Source organism: Tardiphaga sp., from assembly GCF_025356345.1.
Taxonomy (GTDB): domain Bacteria; phylum Pseudomonadota; class Alphaproteobacteria; order Rhizobiales; family Xanthobacteraceae; genus Tardiphaga.
The window spans coordinates 1-17,357 of the sequence record NZ_JANXTC010000239.1; the positions used below are offsets into that span (position 1 = coordinate 1).

At 63.5% G+C, this 17,357-nt stretch carries 13 protein-coding genes and 1 pseudogene; 8 read left to right on the plus strand and 6 right to left on the minus strand.

From position 1 onward, the window contains the following. Window positions 1-113: 113 nt before the first annotated feature. Together Q0S16_RS14510 and Q0S16_RS14515 are read right to left on the minus strand one after the other, a co-directional pair. Window positions 114-1,700: an AMP-binding protein gene (locus Q0S16_RS14510; RefSeq protein ID WP_295849414.1), complete on the minus strand. Its 1,587-nt coding sequence runs from the start codon at window positions 1,698-1,700 to the stop codon at window positions 114-116. Window positions 1,701-1,820: 120 nt separating this feature from the next. Further along, window positions 1,821-2,234: pseudogene (locus Q0S16_RS14515) on the minus strand (VOC family protein). Window positions 2,235-2,362: 128 nt separating this feature from the next. Here Q0S16_RS14515 and Q0S16_RS14520 point away from each other — a divergent pair. Then, complete coding sequence (locus Q0S16_RS14520; protein ID WP_295849417.1) at window positions 2,363-3,337, plus strand: tripartite tricarboxylate transporter substrate binding protein; 975 nt, start codon at window positions 2,363-2,365, stop codon at window positions 3,335-3,337. 144 nt (window positions 3,338-3,481) lie between these two features. After that, a complete protein-coding gene (locus Q0S16_RS14525; protein ID WP_295849420.1) occupies window positions 3,482-3,742 on the plus strand; it encodes a DUF3551 domain-containing protein in 261 nt (86 codons plus the stop codon). A gap of 78 nt (window positions 3,743-3,820) precedes the next feature. Here the strand turns inward: Q0S16_RS14525 and Q0S16_RS14530 are convergent, their stop codons facing one another. Then, window positions 3,821-4,501 carry a spermidine synthase gene (locus Q0S16_RS14530; protein ID WP_295849422.1) on the minus strand — a complete coding sequence of 227 codons (681 nt, stop codon included), beginning with the start codon at window positions 4,499-4,501 and terminating at the stop codon, window positions 3,821-3,823. Between the two features lie 343 nt (window positions 4,502-4,844). Here Q0S16_RS14530 and Q0S16_RS14535 point away from each other — a divergent pair, with 343 nt between their 5' ends. The 3 genes from Q0S16_RS14535 (at window position 4,845) to Q0S16_RS14545 (ending at window position 9,040) form a co-directional block, all read left to right on the plus strand. Further along, on the plus strand, window positions 4,845-6,749 hold the full coding sequence (locus tag Q0S16_RS14535) for an acyltransferase family protein (RefSeq protein ID WP_295849425.1): 1,905 nt from the start codon (window positions 4,845-4,847) through the stop codon (window positions 6,747-6,749). 16 nt (window positions 6,750-6,765) lie between these two features. Continuing rightward, a complete protein-coding gene (locus tag Q0S16_RS14540; RefSeq protein ID WP_295849427.1) occupies window positions 6,766-7,788 on the plus strand; it encodes a hypothetical protein in 1,023 nt (340 codons plus the stop codon). Between the two features lie 346 nt (window positions 7,789-8,134). Next, complete coding sequence (locus Q0S16_RS14545; RefSeq protein ID WP_295849429.1) at window positions 8,135-9,040, plus strand: WecB/TagA/CpsF family glycosyltransferase; 906 nt, start codon at window positions 8,135-8,137, stop codon at window positions 9,038-9,040. A 37-nt stretch (window positions 9,041-9,077) separates the two neighbouring features. Here Q0S16_RS14545 and Q0S16_RS14550 read toward each other — a convergent pair whose 3' ends face one another. Together Q0S16_RS14550 and Q0S16_RS14555 are read right to left on the minus strand one after the other, a co-directional pair. Continuing rightward, window positions 9,078-11,390: an exopolysaccharide transport family protein gene (locus Q0S16_RS14550; protein ID WP_295849431.1), complete on the minus strand. Its 2,313-nt coding sequence runs from the start codon at window positions 11,388-11,390 to the stop codon at window positions 9,078-9,080. Between the two features lie 127 nt (window positions 11,391-11,517). Continuing rightward, window positions 11,518-12,300 (minus strand): polysaccharide deacetylase family protein, encoded by a 783-nt coding sequence (locus Q0S16_RS14555; RefSeq protein ID WP_295849433.1) that lies wholly within the window; start codon window positions 12,298-12,300, stop codon window positions 11,518-11,520. A 310-nt stretch (window positions 12,301-12,610) separates the two neighbouring features. Between Q0S16_RS14555 and Q0S16_RS14560 the strand changes: the two genes are divergently transcribed. Both Q0S16_RS14560 and Q0S16_RS14565 read left to right on the plus strand, forming a co-directional pair. Further along, on the plus strand, window positions 12,611-13,591 hold the full coding sequence (locus Q0S16_RS14560) for a glycosyltransferase (protein ID WP_295849462.1): 981 nt from the start codon (window positions 12,611-12,613) through the stop codon (window positions 13,589-13,591). A 7-nt stretch (window positions 13,592-13,598) separates the two neighbouring features. Then, window positions 13,599-14,951 carry an O-antigen ligase gene (locus Q0S16_RS14565; RefSeq protein WP_295849435.1) on the plus strand — a complete coding sequence of 451 codons (1,353 nt, stop codon included), beginning with the start codon at window positions 13,599-13,601 and terminating at the stop codon, window positions 14,949-14,951. A 16-nt stretch (window positions 14,952-14,967) separates the two neighbouring features. Here Q0S16_RS14565 and Q0S16_RS14570 read toward each other — a convergent pair whose 3' ends face one another. After that, window positions 14,968-16,083 carry a hypothetical protein gene (locus Q0S16_RS14570; RefSeq protein ID WP_295849438.1) on the minus strand — a complete coding sequence of 372 codons (1,116 nt, stop codon included), beginning with the start codon at window positions 16,081-16,083 and terminating at the stop codon, window positions 14,968-14,970. 352 nt (window positions 16,084-16,435) lie between these two features. Between Q0S16_RS14570 and Q0S16_RS14575 the strand changes: the two genes are divergently transcribed. Next, entirely contained in the window at window positions 16,436-17,344 is a 909-nt protein-coding gene (locus tag Q0S16_RS14575) for a DUF6492 family protein (RefSeq protein WP_295849440.1), read from the plus strand. Window positions 17,345-17,357: the final 13 nt, after the last annotated feature.

A 17,357-nucleotide genomic window follows, 5' to 3' on the forward strand; every position in this document is an offset into this window, starting at 1 on the left:
CGATGGGTGATGCGGCGCTGGTCCGGCGCGGACCTGCAAACAGCGGCATCTTGTGGGATGACGCCCACTAACGCCCCGCGCAGCTCTTGCCGCCGTCGTATTGCGGCGCGGCCTCACCCCAGCAGCTTGCGCAATTCCGCCTTCGCGACCTTCTCCAGCGTCGAGCGCGGCATCTCGTCGACGAAGCGGATTTCGCGCGGTACCTTGAAACTCGCCAGCGCGTCGCGGCAGGCCGCCATGACGTCGTCGTGCAGCGCCGCCGGCGCCCGCGCCACGCCGGCATGCGGAATGATGAAGACCACCGGGACTTCGTCGAGCATCGGATGTTTCATGCCGACTACCGCGGCCTCGCGCACGCCGGGCACCGCGATCACCACCTGCTCGATCTCGGACGCCGCGACGTTCTCGCCGCCGACCCGCAGCATATCCTTGACGCGATCGCCGAACTTGATGAAGCCGCCGTCGAGCAAGGTAACCCGATCGCCGGTGATGAAATAGCCGTGCTCATCAAAGCTTTCGCGGGTGGCCTCCGCATTATGCAGGTATTCCTTGAACAGCGACAGGCCGGGCACCCCGAGAATCGACAGATTGCCGGTACCGCCAGGCTGGGTCGGCCTGCCGTCATCATCGGTGACACAAATTCTGTATTCAGTGGCGGCACGGCCGATCGACATCGGCGTGTTGGGCTGGTCGACCTCACCGATGATGCCATGGCTGATGGTCTCGGTCATGCCCCACCAGCCGATGATCCTGACGCCGAAAGCGGCGAAGGCTGGTGGCTCGCAGAACGCGGTGCCCCAGAGCCGGAAGCTGTGCTGCTTCGGAATTTCATGCTCGAGCAGCGCCTTCATGCAGAAGCCGATGGTGGAATTCCAGGTGGCGCGATGCTCCGACGCCACGTTCCAGAATCGCCGCGCCGAAAATCGCGGCTGGATCACGCAGCTGCCGCCGACCCACAGTGTCGACAGCACCGAATAGGCCAGGGCATTGGTATGATACAATGGAAGGTAGGCCATGTGCACGTCGGCGGCGCGCAGGTCCTGATGCACGGCATTTACCTTGCCGCCCCACAGCGCATTGGCATGGGTCCACAGCACCGCTTTCGGCCGCGATGTGGTGCCGGAGGTGTACTGGACGCTGCAGTGAGCCATGGGATCGGTGGCGCGGCGCGGCCGGTCCGCGCTGTCGGCGAACAGCGCTTCGAAACGTTCGGCTTTTTCGACGCGATGACCGGAGGCCGGCTCCGCGCCGGCGTCGTGCGACGTTACAGCGATCCAGCGCAGCGCCTTGCAATTGGCGGCGACTAGTTCGGCATAGGCTGGCTGGGTAACCGCGGCGACGGCGCCGCAGTGTCTGGCGAAATATTCCAGCTCGGCGGCGGCGGAGCGGGTGTTGGTAGTGACCGCTATGGCGCCGAGTTCGGCGCAGGCAAACCAGGTCAGCATCGCCTCGATGCAATTGTCGAGATGGATCAGAACATAGTCGCCCGGCTTGATGCCGCGACCGACCAGGCCCGCGGCGAGCGCGCCGACGCGGTCGTGGAATTCGCCATAGGTCCAGTGTCGCGCCGGCGCGTCGAACGGCGCCCAGATCAGGAAAGGATGATCGCGGCGGGTTTCGGCGCGCATCCGCAACAGCCAGGGCACATCCATGCCGTCGAACGGACTGACCACGCCTTGCGGCATCGCTGAATTCGACATCGATCCTCCCGATGGAAGTCCGCCGGAACATCCGCTGTTGCGCGGCGACGGCCTCCGTTTGCTGAGAGCCCCGTTGTGCCAGCGCTTGCCAGCCTGCGCAAACGCGCGCCCGAATATGCCTCAGCCCATTTCGTAGGACGAAATTTCGATCAGGCTGCCGTCGGGATCGCGGCAATAGACCGAACGCAACGTCCCGCGGGCGCCCTGCCGGGTAACCGGTCCCTCCTCGACCGCAACGCCGCAGGCCCCGAGATGCGCGACGACCTCCGTAGGCAAGGCCGCGGTGAGAAAGCACAAATCGTCGCTGCCCGCGCGCTCGTGATCGGCGGTGAACTATTCGACCTTGTCGGCGCCGATCGGCCGCAGGTTGATCTTCTGAGTGCCGAAAATCACCGAGGTTCGCGGGATCTTGCCATGGCCGGGATCGAATATCCGGATTTCCATGCCAAGCACTTTCGCATACCAGGCGGCGGAACGCGCGACGTCGGCGACGTTGAGAACCAGATGATCGAGCGCGGTGACGGTGACGGACATGCGTGGTTCCTGCTGGCGACCGCGCGGGCGTCGCACTGGCCGATAGTTGAATTGTTTGATACAACGCGGTGTCGTCAATTCGAGTCAAGCTGACCGCGCAACAAGCCGCGGCAGCCGGGAGAGAACTTATGGCTTCACGTCGCGCCGCGATTGGACTTATCGCGCTGGGTTTTTCCGCGTTCGCCGTGATCGGCAGCGCCGCCGCGCTGGACTATCCGACGCGGCCGGTACGCTTCGTGGTGGGATATCCCGCCGGTGGCGCCACCGACATTCTGGCTCGCGTGATTGGCCAGCGCCTGTCGGAGCGGCTCGGCCAGCAATTCGTGGTGGAGAACAAGCCCGGCGCCGGCAACAACATCGGTACCGAGGCCGTGGTGAATGCCGAGCCTGACGGCTACACCGTGCTGCTGGTCAATCCGGCCAATTTCATCAACGCGTCGCTCTACGCCAAACTGAGTTTCGACTTCTTGCGCGATATTGCGCCGGTCGCGGCGTTCAACCGCGTGCCCAACGTGATGACGGTCTCCAAGGACGTACCGGCGAAAACGGTGAGTGAATTCATTGACTATGTGAAGGCCAATCCCGGCAAGGTGAACATGGCGTCGTCCGGCAACGGCACCTCGCTGCATCTGTCCGGCGAGATGTTCATGGCGATGACCGGCGCCAAAATGCAGCACATTCCCTATCGCGGCGCGGCGCCGGCGATCACCGACATGCTGGGCGGCCAGGTTCAGGTGATCTTCGACAACATGCCGTCGATCATCCCGCAGATCCGCAGCGGCAGTCTGCGCGCCATCGCGGTGACCACCCTGAAGCGGTCGCCGCAATTGCCGGACACCCCGACCGTGTCCGACACCGTGCCCGGCTATGAGGCCAGCGCGCTGTTCGGCATGGGCGCGCCGCGCAAGACGCCCCCGGAAATCATTGCCAGGCTGAATGCGGAGGTCAACGCCGTGATGGCCGAGCCGGCAATCAGGGCCAGGCTGGTCGAACTGGGCGGCGATCCGCTGATCGACACGCCCGAGGCGTTCGGCAAGATGATGGCCGCGGAAACCGAGAAATGGGCCAAGGTCGTCAAGGAAGCCGGGCTGAAGGTGGAATGACCGATGCGGCGTTTGCGCGTCTCAATTCGGTCAATGACGTGATACAAGGCTTTGCAAGGCAGGGATGACCGCAGCCAGGAACGTTTGGCCGCTCGCGCGGTTGGTCCGCCATAACTGACAGCAGCAGCCGCGAGGAGATTCAAGATGCGTAACCTGATGATGGCCATTACGGCCGCCGGCACTTTATCCGCCGCCGCCGTGAGCCCGGCGTCCGCCGCGCCGACCTACCCCTACTGCATCCAGTCGCAGCAGTTCGGCACCGACTGTTCGTATCCGACCTACAATGCTTGCCAGGCAACCGCTTCCGGGCGCGGCGTGAGTTGCATCGTCAATCCACAAATCGCCTTCGACCCGCGGCCTTACGCCGAACCGCGCAGCCGCGGCCGGCGAACGCAGCAATATTAAGCAGGTCCGCAGATACATTCCGACACGCAACCCGCCGATCGCATCGGCGGGTTTTTGCGTAGCCACCTGAATTCGCGGCTAACCTACCGGACGGGTGGCCAGCCAGATCACGTGGCGGGCGCCACCGCGGGTGCCGGTGGCGCGGATCTTGATCTCCTCGGCCGCGAAGCCGGCCTTCGCCAGACGCTTGGTGAATTTATCATTGGGGAAGGACGACCATACCGCGAGGATGCCGCCAGGGCGGAGCGCATCGCGCGCCGCCTGCAGGCCCTTGAGATCGTACAGCGCGTCATTGGATTTGCGCGTCAGGCCCTCCGGACCATTATCGACGTCGAGCAGGATCGCGTCATAGTGATCGCGCGCCGCGCCGATCGCCTGTATCACGTCGGCTTCGCGGATCTCGACCCGGGGATCCGTCAGGCTCTCGCCGGACAATTCGGCCATCGGCCCGCGCGCCCAGGCGATGATCGCGGGCACCAGCTCGACCACGGTGATCTTCGCCTGCGCACCCAGCACCTTGAGCGCGGCGCGCAGCGTAAATCCCATGCCGAGCCCCCCGATCAGCAGCCGCGGCGCCGGCAGCGCCTTGAGGCGAAAGCAGGTCAGCGTCGCCAGCGCCTCTTCGGAGCCGAACAGCCGGCTGCTCATCAGTTCGTTCTGGCCGAGCTTGATGGTAAATTCGCCGCCGCGCTGCATCAGCCGCAATTGCACGCCGCCGCCGGGCACGTCGGTAGTGTCGAGGAGCTTCCAGGGAATCACGGGCGTCTTTCTTCGGGCTGAGGCACGCAAGCCATAAGCCGATAGCAGTCCGCTCGAAAACATCAAGGCCAGCCGTGGCGGCGGCCTTCAGGCAATGCCTGGCATGGCGGCCGCCCGGCTGGACCGGATCTTGCTGTGACCCGGAGAAGTCCTTGTCATTCGAGACGTCACAGCGAGATTCAGGGCCCGCGATGCAAGAATTTCAACGAAAGCTGAAGTCTCGCTTAGCCAACTGGCTCGCGCTACTCATTTCGAAACAGCCGGGGTGCGCGACCTGTTCTGATTCGGGGCAAGCGCTCGACCCGCCCTCCAGCATTTTCCGCACAGGTTCAATGGTGCTCCGATGAAGTATCGACCCGATATCGATGGCCTGCGGGCGCTCGCGGTCATCCCGGTGGTCATGTTCCATCTGCGCATGCCCGGGGTCAGCGGCGGTTATCTCGGCGTCGACGTGTTCTTCGTTATTTCCGGCTACCTGATCTGCGGCCTGATCGACCGCGAAATCCGCGCCGGCCACTTTTCCATTGGCAATTTCTATCGGCGCCGGGCGCTTCGCATCCTGCCCGCTTTGATCGCGATGTTACTGGCGACGACGCTGCTCGCCTACCTCTACAGCCTGCCGGTCGAACTCACGGAATACAGCAGCAGCCTGGCCAGCGCGGTCGGCTCGGTGTCCAATTTCTATTTCGCGGCCACCGCGGGCTATTTCGACGCGCCCGCCGAAACCAAGCCACTGCTGCATACCTGGTCCCTGAGCGTCGAGGAACAGTTCTACGTGCTGATGCCGCTGTTCATGTTGCTGGCCTGGCGCTTCTTCCCGAAACGAATGCGGGCGGTTTTCGCGGCCGCGATGGCTCTATCATTGCTCGCCGCGCTGGCAATGAGCCTGCGCAATGCCACGTTTGCGTTTTATCTCACGCCGTTCCGGGCGTGGGAGCTCGGCTTTGGCGCGCTGCTGTCGATGCACATCCTGCCGGCGCCCCGCAACATCGTGTGGCGGGAGCTATGCGGCATCGCCGGGCTATTGTTGCTGCTGGCGCTGCTGGTGTTCGGCTCGTCGGCCTATCCGCTGCTGGCCATGACGTCGCTGGCGTGCGCCGGCGCCGTGCTGGTGATCGCCTCCAGCGAACACGGCCCGTCCCTGGTCGGCCGATGGCTGTCATGGCCGCCGATCGTCATGATCGGCCTGATCTCCTATTCGCTCTATCTCTGGCACTGGCCGGCGATCGTGTTCCAGCGCACCGACGCTGCGTTTTTCCCGGAAGCGTCCGACGTGGTCACCCGGCTGATCCTGCTGATCGGACTGATCGGGATTGCCTATCTGTCGTGGCGGTTCATCGAACGGCCGTTCCGATCCAGCGAGGCGCCTACGCGCAGGGTTCTCGTGGCTTCCGCCGCGGCGATGGCATCGGTGTTCGCGATCGGCGCTGCGCTGATTGCCGGTGGCGGCGCGCCATATCGCTTTCCTGACCGGGTCGTATCGATCGCGGCCTATCTCGGCTACGATCCGACCGCGGCGTTCCGGACCGGTCAATGCTACCTCGGCGCCAACCGGCAACAATTCGATGCCGAGACCTGCCTTCGGCTCGACCCGGCGCGGCCCAATTATCTTCTGGTCGGCGACAGCCATGCGGCCCATCTGTGGCTTGGACTGTCCTCGGCGATGCCGGAAATCAACGTCCTGCAGGCCACCGCGAGCACCTGCCGTCCGGCGATTCCGGCGGCGGATTCACTCATCAGCCGCGCCTGTCCGCGGCTGATGCATTATGTGTTCGGGCAATTCCTGCATGATCACAAGGTCGACAAGATCCTGCTCGCCGCCTCCTGGAAGGATGAGGATATCCCGCAACTGGCACATACGCTGGATACGCTGAAATCGATGGGCCTCGATGTCGTCGTGCTGGGGCCGATTGTCGAATATGACGGCGCGCTGCCGCGGCTGCTCGCCAACCAGATCATGCGCGACCGACCGACCATGAAGGACCGTCGCACCATAGGTATTCGCGAGCGCGACCTGGCAATGCGTCAGATGGTGACCGCCCATGGCGTGAGCTACGTCTCCGTCTATGACGCGGTGTGCCCGACCAGCAGTTGCGATACGTTCGCCGCCGCTGGCGTGCCGATGCAGTTCGATGCCGGCCATTTGACGGCGCAGGGATCGATCGAGGTCGGCCGGCGGCTGATCCCGGCATTGCGGGCGGCAACTCAGCCGCCGCGGGCGATCGGCCTGTTAAAGACCGCTGGATAAGGGACACGGACGCGACATGAAAATGCTTGGCATCGGTGGCGCGGAACGAGCCTCCGCCCGAAAGCTCGCGGGCCGGCGCGGGATCATCCGGCTTGGCATGGCCATGCTGGTGGCGACGCTGGCCGGACCGATCGCGGGCACGGCGCGCGCGCAGTCGGCTTCGACATCAATCACTCTCCCCGCGAAATTCGGCGGCGCCTTTGTCAATTGGGGCGCACGTGGCCGCGAATACGCGCTGCGAGAATGGGAAGACTGGCTGAACCGGCCGCGCTCCTCGGTGCTGGCGGTCGACTTTTACGCCCACTCGACATGGGCCGACCTCGCCGAATATCGCTGGGTGCCGGCGATGTGGAAGCGGATCAACCCGGCGCGCAACGTGGTGTGGTCATTCCCGCTGACGGTCAAAGGCACGCCGCTGGCGGATGTCGCCAATGGCCTGCACGACGCCGAATTCAAGGCCGCGGCCAAAGGCATCGCCGAAGCGCAGCCCAACGCGATCATTCGGCTCGGCTGGGAGATGAACAGCATTTCCGCGCCATGGTACGCCAAGGGACAGGAAGCCGACTACATCAGGGCCTTTCGTCATGTCGTCGGCATCTTCCGGCGCCATTCGAGCGGCTTCACCTTTGACTGGTGCCCGGCCTGGAATGCGCAGGACCTGCCGGCCGATACCACCTATCCCGGCGACGACGTCGTCGATACCATCGGTCTCGATGTCTACGACTTCAAATGGACCGGCACGCCCGAGCAGCGCTGGGAAGAGCGCTATCTGAAGATAGAGTTCGGACTGGAGTGGCATCGCAGCTTCGCCGCGCAGCACGGCAAGAAGATGAGCTATCCGGAATGGGGCGTCGGCCAGTTCGGCGACAATCCGCTGTTCGTCCAGAACATGCACGACTGGTTCGTCGCCAACGAAGACCGCATTGCCTATGCCGCCTATTTCAACGTCGACGGCGACTGGCCCACCCAGATCGACAATGGCGCTTTCCCGAAATCGCAAGCGCTGTTTCGCGCACTGTTTCGCCGCACCCAACGTTAACCGTCTGATTTACCGCGCAGCCGACGAGCGCGGCAATGCGGCCGCCCTACATTCAGGCCGTACCGGGTTCTATCGCGGAATGTACGATTCCTGCGACATTCATCCTGTCACGCGATCTCGCACCCCGATCGACGCGACCGGCTGCGGAATATGATACCTCTCGATAGAAAGCCGCGTTATATAATACCGTATTAATGCGTTTTAATTTACCTTAACGAAGTAATAACTTCGTGCGAGCATTGCACCACCACCCAATCAGTTTATTCCTAGCCGATACTTCAATCAGAATTCAGAACAGAGATGGTTTCATCAAATCATTCGGTGAGGCCTGCCAGGGTAGAGCGCTATGTCGGACGCCGCTGAGCTGATCATCCCGAAGACCGACCAACCGTTGCCGCCCCAACGCGGCACCGATCGCAGGGTTGCGCGCTTTCCCGCGGCCTGGGCCGGCGAGGAACGACGGCTCTCGAAAGATCGTCGCGCCAACCGCTTTCAGCGCTGGCGGAAAGTCCTTCTGGGCGGAATGCCTGTCGCCGTGGTGGATCGCCGCAAATCCGCGACAGCGATGGTGGATCACGCGCTCGAACGTCACGGTCTGTGGCGATACCCGGCCTATCTCACCTCGACGAATGGCGAGGTCGCCTATCGTTGCGCTACCGACAGCGTCCAGCGTGCGCTGTTTCTGGAAGCCGATGCCATCCATGCCGACGGCATGCCGCATGTGTTCGCGTCCCGCGTCAAATGCGAACTCGCGCTGCCCGAGCGGGTCGCGACCACCGATCTGTTTTACGACGTGGCCGCCGAGGCCAGCGCGCGCGGCGCGACCATGTTCATGCTGGGCGCCACCGAGAGCTCGAACGCGCTCGCCGTCGACAAGGTGAAGCAGCGGTTTCCCGACCTCAAGCTGGTCGGCGCGCGACATGGTTTCTTTGCCAACGAAGACGAGGAAATCGCGACCTGTCGCGCCATCGCGCAACTGGCGCCGGATATCCTCTGGGTCTCGATGGGCGTGCCGCACGAACAGACATTCGTCGTCCGCAACCGGCATCGCCTCACCTCGGTCGGCGTCATCAAGACCTCCGGCGGATTGTTTGATTTTCTGTCTGAGATCAACCCGCGCGCACCATCCTGGATGCAGCGCGCCGGATTCGAATGGCTGTGGCGGGTGATCATCGAGCCGAAGCGGCTGGCGTGGCGTTATCTGAAGACCAGCCCGGTCGCGATCTACCTGTTGCTGACGAAATCGCGCTAACGACGCCGGATCGCGGGCGCCGCGCGCGGTCGGGCAATCAGGCGTATTGTTTCAGCGGCAACGCTTCGCGGGCGCTGGTCCCGAACTCGGTCACGACAATACCGACCAGCCTGCTTGCGGCGTCGCCGAGCGCGAGCACCGTGTTCCGCGGCCGTCCGTCGCCAGGCTTCTCCGCCGGACTGATGGCAATCACGCCTTCAACCGTCCCCAGCAGCGCCGGATCGCAATCGTCCGGCTCGAGCGCCGGTCCATTCAGAACCACGACGTCATAGGCTTGCGATGCGCGCGCCACTTCGAGCGCGTGGCTCGCCTCGACCGCGCTCAACGCTGCTACGCTCTGGATGGTGAAGCCGCTTCTTCCGGGCGCGGAGGGCTGCGCCGTGGTGCTGATCCATCGCGACACCCCGGCCCCAGCCAAGTTGATGCCGAGGCGGCTGGACAGGGCATGATGGCGCCGGTCGGCATCGATCAGCAGGACACGTGCGCCGCGCCCCGTCAGCGCCATCGCGAAATTCAGGGCGACGATGGTGCGCTGCTCCGCGCAATCCAGACCGAGTACCGCGATCGCCGGCGCCCGTTGATGGCCGGCGCGCGCTTTGGCCACCGCCAAAACGCGGTGTGAGGCCTCGATGAACGGCGCAGATGTGACATCCGCGCGCAAGGTTGGCCAGCCCAGCCGGACGATATCGACGCTGTCGGTGAGCGGAAAAATCCCGTTCAGCGTGCGCAGCAGATCCGTTTCCGTCAGGCTGAAACGCACCGCATCGGCAAGGCTCGCCGCCGGCACCTGCGGCGCCGGCTTGTTCGGTCGCGGGCGTAAAAGGCCTGGTGACAGCTTGGTGTCCACTTTCGGCTCAACCGACGGCGACGGTGGCAAGGGCGGCGATGGCGGCGGCGCGACCGGGTCGGGCGCCGCGCCGGCAGGCGCGGCAGGTGACGACAACCGATCGGCCACCACTATCCAGCCGATCGATCCCGCGGCGCCCAGCATGAAGCCGAGCATGGCGAGGACGCTCATGGCCGGCGGGAATATCCGCCGCTGCGGCGCGGTCGCATCGCCGATAATGCGGGCGCTCGACGTATTCAGGGTTTCCTGCTCCTCGGTTTCACGCGAGCGCTTCAGGAACGACTGGTAGATGGTCCGACTGGCCTCGACATCGCGCTCCAGCTCGCGCAATTGCACCGAGGCCTGGCCGAGATCCGCGCTCTGCTTCTTCTGACCGTCCAGCGCCTTGGTCAGCGACGCTTCGAGTGCCCGGGTACGGGTCAGATCGTTCTTTGCCGACTGCGCGAAGCGATCGACCTCCTCGTCGATGTTGCGGCGCAAGTCCTCGACCTGCTTGCTGGCCATGCGCAGGGCTGGATGCAGCGGTCCGAGCTCGCTCATCAGTTCGGCCTGCTTGCGCCGCGCGTCGGCATATTGCGTACGCAGGCTGGCGATGGTCGGCGATTGCAGCGCCTCCGGCACCGCGCCGCCATCGCTGGCAATTTTCCGGCTTGCCTCGATCTGGTTATAGCGGGCCAACGCGTCGAGCGTGGCGGCCTGGGCATTGGCCAGCCGCTGCGTGCCCGACGACAATTGCTGATCGCTGACCTGGGTATCCTGGGTGCCGAGAAAATTGTTCTTCGACTTGTAGACCGCCAGATTGTTTTCCGCGGTCCGGAGTCGCTCCTGAAGCTCTTTCAGACGTCCCGACAGATCGGCCGTCGCGCGTCGCGCGGCCACCGCCTGCGAGTCCTTGGATTCTTCCAGATAGGATTCAGCGAGGGCATTGGCGATCGCGGCAGCCTTGGCAGGCTCGCGCGACCAGACGTCGATATCGACGATGAACGTGCGGTCGGTCCGCTTGACGTTGACATGCATGCGCAGCGCTTCGAGCGTGGCCGCCTTCTCGTTCGCCGACGAGCGCGACGGTGCACTGCCGAAATTCAGCAGCCCGGACAGAAAGCTCGCGGCGGATTTGCCGCCGAATTCGGAATCCTGCTCCAGATTGAGATCGCCAATCACCTTCGACAATACATTGTTCGAGGTGATCAGACGCGCCTGGCTCTCGACCACCATCGCCAGTCCCGACAGATCCTGGCTGCGCGGCGTCAATTCGCGTTCGACCAGCTGCAGCTCGCGCGGATCAACATACAGCTGTGCCGTGGCGGAATAACGCGCTGTCAGGCTCTTGCCGATCGCCACGGCGATGCCGGTACCGATGATCGCAGCCAGCCCAATGGTGATGATTCGCCCGGTCAGCAGCCGGGCAAGGTCGATCGCATGGAAACCACGGGCGGCTTCGGCTGCGGGCTGCGCCCGAGCAGCCGGCTCACTAGGACTCGATCGGGGGGCGTACTCGAACATTCAACTGCGCCTCAAATCCTTACCGCGACGGCCGATAAGGGCATTCTTCGGGCGCAATAGCTATCCTGCACGAAGAATTAACCATGACCCGTTTCTGGAGCTTTGACGGAAAATAGCAAAAAATCAATTAAGCCCGCAGATATTCCAAGGTCTCGGCGACGCTCTTGACCAGGATGCCGCGCCGCTTTGCCGCGGCCAGCGCATGCCGCAATAGCGCGGGAGAGCAGCCATACTGACTCGGCGACGGCTTGATGTCGTGGCTGTAGAAGATCAGCCAGCCATTGGTGTTCAGCGCCTCATCGAGAAACCGGTCGATCGCCGCAACATCTGTTCCGGGTTCGATCAGCGGCACGGCGCGCAGGAATTGAAGATCAACCCAGCCATGGTTGACGCCCGGCATGACGCCGCGGCACGAGCGGAATTTTCGCTGCAGCATTTTCTTCAAGGGAAAGCTGCCTAGGCCCCACGGATAGGCGAAATTCTCCAGCTCGATGGCTGGATCGAGGTTTTTGAAATAGTTGAAATTCTGCTCTGTTTCCGCCGCCAGCGCGGGTCGGTCGAACTCGAACGCCTTCTTGTGCGAAAAAGTATGGCAGGCGATTTCGTGGCCCTGGCGATGAAGTTCGATCAATTCAGCTTCGCTGGCATGCTGCCATTGCGGCGAGAGCGAACCGACAAGATTGCCGGACACATAGAATGTGCCATGCACGCCTTTCTCGGCCAGGATGCCCGCCCCGGTCGTCGCGGCGCTGTCCGGAATATCATCGAACGTGAAGCTGACGATTGGCCGCTCGGCTTTCAGATAAAAATGCTTTACGGGGACGTGCATCGCAAGCCTATGCGCGATGCGGGCCTTGGCGAGCAATCGCACGGAACTCGGCCAAAGGCGGTGAGCGCTGGTGGTGGGCATGTCCGCCTCGATGTGTCTTCGATGAACGCTACACCAATCCTTGACCGTCGAAAACATACAGTAATACTACTTTCTTAAAGCGGTTAATGGGTTGTTCACCATAAAAAACTACCGTCGCGGCAATTCGCGGCTCGCGTTCCGTCAAAAACCGTGTCGTAAACTTGAGCCGGTACCATCCAGCCTCGAACTCCGACGATGATGCCCGCAATACATTGCTCCACCGAACGGGGTCCGTGATGTGGTCCGCATCCAAACGCCGAAGTGCCATCGCACCGCAACCGAAAGCGCGATGATCAAGGGCTATCCGGCGATGACCACGATACGCGACATCATTTATGTTTCTCATGCCGGCACATCTTCGGTAGAGATCGTGGTTTGCGTCCCGAGTTTCCGGCGGCCGCAGCATCTGCGCCTGACGCTGAACTCGCTCGCGGCGCAACAGACCTCACACCGCTTCGCCGTGGTGATCGTGGATAATGATTCCGGCAAGCGAGAGAGCGTCGTCGAGGCGGTTGGCTTCCTGGAACGCTCCGGCCTTCCGGGCGTCTGCCTGGTCGAGCCACAGCAGGGCAATTGCCACGCCATCAACGCGGCGTTCGAGACGGCGCTGCGATACTTCCCGACGGCGACGATGCTGATGATGATCGACGACGACGAGATCGCCTCTCCACAGTGGCTGCATCTGATGGTGGAAGCCGCGCTCGACAGCGGCGCCGAAGTGGTCGGCGGGCCGGTGTTTCCGCGTTTCGATGACCCCACCAAGCAGGCCCTGGCGCATCACCCGGCGTTCCGTCCGGCCTATGACCGCAGCGGTCCCGTGCCGATCATCTATGGCAGCGGCAATTGCCTGATGGTTCGTCGCGTTTTCACAGCGCTGGCAAATCCACGCTTCGACATCCGCTTCAACTTTCTCGGCGGCGGCGACACTGACTTCTTCACGCGTTGCCAGCGCGCGGGCATGACGTTCTACTGGGTCGCGGAAGCCGTGATCGAGGAGACCGTGCCGGAGGCCCGGACCCATCCGCGCTGGCTGGCGGCGCGCGGCTTGCGGATCGGCGCGATCAATTACCGGATCCGCGCGCTGATCGCGGCATCGCCGGTGTCGCGCGCCAGGCTGCTGGTCCGGACCCTTGCAATACTGCCCCTCTCACTGTGGCGCGCCGCCGGGCTTGCCGTCCGGGAACGCCAGCTGCTGATCGCGCTGCATCCGATCGTGGTGGCGATTGGTGGCGTGCTGGCCGCCGTCGGCATCGAACCGCAGCCGTACAAGGACAAGGCAAAACCGGTATGAATCGGTCATGACCATCTCCGGGCCGCCCTACGCACCGCTGCCAACGGCCAGCGACCTGCGGCGACTGCGGGTACGGCGCGCACGGGCGATCGTGGGCGGCATCGACGTCGTCGAGGCGATGAAATCGCTGACGGTGGTCGGCGCCTTGCTGCTGGTTTGGATCACGTTTTCGCCCTTCCCGAACCTGCAGAACCCGGACCTGAAGAGCATCGCAACCGGGCAACTGGCGATGACCTACCTGGCCTTTGCCGGGCTCGCCGGACTGGCGGTGCTACTGTCCGCGACGGACAATTGGCCGGCACTACGCTCGCTGTGTACGCCGGTGACGATCGCCTTCTGCTGCTGGATGGCAATCAACATTGCGCTGTCGCAACAACCTTCGGTGTCGCTGCAGCGCTTCGTGCTGACCATGTGCGCCACTTCTCTGGCGGTGATGGTCCCGCTGCTGCCCTCGTCGCGCGCGCAACTCGACCTCTGCCTGGCGGCGGCGGCGGGTAGCCTGCTGGCGCTGTGCTATCTCGGGCTGGTGCTGGTTCCGAACCTGTCGATCCACGGCGCGCTGGATACGGTCGAACCGCAACTGGCCGGCGACTGGCGCGGATCGTTCGGCCACAAGAACCTCGCTGCGCCGACGATGGTGATCCTGTTCTATCTCGGCCTGTATCTGATGCGTGGCCGCACGCTGGTCGCCGGCGCAGCGATCGCCATTGCCTCGGCCGTGTTTCTTTTCAATTCCGGCGGCAAGAGTGCTTCGGCGCTGTGCCTGATCATCCTGCTACTGGCGGCGATCGTTTCGCGCTCGCGGAACCGGTTGCTCAACTATGTTCTCTGCCTGCTGCCGGTGATCGCCTTCAACCTGGTGAGCGTCGGCAGCGTCGTCAGCGACACGCTCGCCGGCATCACCAAAATGCTGCCATTCGACGTCACCTTCACCGGCCGCACCGGGATCTGGGAATTCGCCCTCGCCGGCTTCAGCCAGAATCCGGTCAAGGGCTACGGCTATGCGGCATTCTGGGACTATCCCGCCAACCGGACGACCATCGAGGCCGGCTCGGAATGGGCGTTCGACGCTTCGCACAGCCATAATGGCTATCTCGAACTCGCGCTTACCATCGGGCTGCCCGGCCTTATCCTCGCCTTGCTGATTCTGGTGATCAGCCCGCTGCGCAACTTCCACACCATCCAGGCGCGCGGCGGCGATCTGAGGCTGGCCCGTTTTTTTCTGACGATCTGGCTATTCGGCATCTATTTGTCGACCATGGAAACCTTCCTGCTCGACCGCCAGAACCCGACCTGGTTCATGTTCGTGATCGCCGTGGCGGGGCTGCACTTCATGTCCCGCTTCCGCGTCAGGGCCTAGCCTGGTTTTCGCCTGTCTATAATTCGGCGGCGACGGCGCGCACGGTGTCGCTCCACCAGCCCTCGAAATCGAAGGGCGGCGGTTCGAACCGGCGGCCCAGCGCCGCCTCGACGGCATCGGCATAGGCCTCGTATCTGGATCCACCCGGCACCGTCACGATCGCGCCACTGCCGATCAAGGCCTGCAGGCGCGGATGATGTGCAAATTCGTCGGCATCGACCGCCGCGGTGACGATGATCGGCCTGCCGGACTGCGCGCCGGCCATGATGCTGGCGCGCCGCGCCGTGAGGCCTTCGTCGAGTTGGTAGCAGAACGCCTGGATCGGCTCGAACAGCCCGAACAGTTCCGATTCCGAAGCAACGAAGCCACTGACGATGACGTCGTCGGCCATATCAAGCCGCGCCACCCGCGCATGAAACGCTTCCTCCGCGCGATCGACGCCGCGGATGAACGAGCCGATATAGACCAGCAGCGGTCGCCGCCCGCGCTGTTTGAGGACCGCCCCGATTTCGAGCAGGGCTTCGGGCTGTTTGCCGGGATAGATCGAGCCGAAATGGCCGATCACCAGACGACCGTCGCGCCGCGCCTCGATCAGGCGCTGGCGCAACGGCGAATCCGCGCTCGCTTGCGGCGCTTCAATGTTGGGTGGCAAGGGCACCAGCACACACCGCTTTGCGAGCCATCCGACCATCGGGCCATCCGCGAGCTGCCGCTTAACCAGGGGCGAGAACATGAGAATGGAATCGGCGAGTAGCAGCGCCGGCAGATAGGTCAGCCGGCGCATCCAGTTCAGCGAGCTCCACTCGTGCTGGATGACGACCACCCGCCGGCCGCGCAGCCGCGCCATCGCCAGCGCCAGCAGCGGGCGCAGGATCACGCGTTTCCAGGCAACGATCGGAAAATTGCAGACCACCGTGCCGGCACAGCCGATCAGCTTCCAGAGCGCCGGGAGGCTGCCTTCACTGCGCGTGAGGGGGAATTCGACGCAACGGCCCGGCGTCGCACGTTCCATCGCCTGCGCCAGCCGTTGCGTGAAATGCCCCACGCCGCATTGCATTTCGGGTCCAGCCCCGAGAAATACGATCTGATCGTGCATCATCCGACCGGGAGCCTCGACATCGACCGGTGGCATGGGGGAGGTTGCCGTTCGTGGCACGGGAGGCGAGCCGTCGGGCGCGGCCAAGATGTGGTGATTTTGCATCCAGTTACTTCCGCCCAGCCCCGCTTCGTGTTCTACCCATTCCGACCAGACGACGACGCCGTCGCACGACCGCCGGCCGCGATAAGCGAGCTTTAACCATGGTACCTATTCCTGGCCGTGACTGACGGGAATCCTGAGAAAATGAAACCGGTCCGAAACGGCTACGCTGTCAAGCAAGTAAAGTCCCGCGACTGCCGCGTCACGCAGAGAATAAAAAACTACGTCACGGCTCCAAACAGGCTTCCCGGATATCATTCAGTGGCAGAGATCAGTTAAGAAAACCATGAACGCGCGCAGCCAAGGCACGGTCTCCCTCATTACGCCCAGCTACCGTGGGGACTATGAGCGCTCCACGCTGCTGTTTGAAAGCGTCGATAAGTACGTCACGGGCTTCGAAAAACATTACGTCATTGTCCACGACGAAGATTTCGAGCTGTTCGAAAAGTTTCATGCCGGGCGCCGCGTCGTCATGCGGGCGTCGGAGCTGCTGCCGAGCTGGCTGCACGAACTGCCGCTGATCCGCTGGCGCAAGCGACGATACTGGTGGTCGTTCCGGGCCAGGCCCGTCAGCGGCTGGCATACCCAGCAACTGGTCAAGATCAGGGCCGCCGCGTCGCTGCCGGAGGACCGCTTCTGCCTGATCGATTCGGACAACATCTTCTTTCGTGAATTCGATGTCTCGATGTTTGCGCCCCCGCACGCGCCGGTGCTGCGCGTCGATCGCAACGGCGCCGACCATCACGTGCCGAGCCACATGATCTGGGTGCAGGCGGCGCGGCGGCTGCTCGGCCTGCCGCGGCCGACGTTCCCGGCCGATGACTTCATCGACCAGATCATCATCTGGGACAAGCCAACCGTTCAGGCGATGATCTCGCGGATCGAGACGACAGTGGGATGCGACTGGGCCGAGGCGCTGTGCCGCGAACATGATTTTTCCGAATACATGCTCTATGGAAATTTCGTCACCGGTGACGACGAGTTGTGCGCACGAACCACGATGCTGATGGATAGCCTGTGCCGCACGCACTGGGATTCCGACACCATTTGCAGCAGCGACATCGCGGAAATGCTGGACACCTCATCGTCCCGGCAGGTCGCGCTGTGCATCCAGTCGTTCAACACCACGCCGCTGTCTGAAATTCAGGCCGGCCTTCAGCATTTCAAGGGTTCCAGGCCTCCCGCCGTCGCCTAGGCCGGCGAAACGT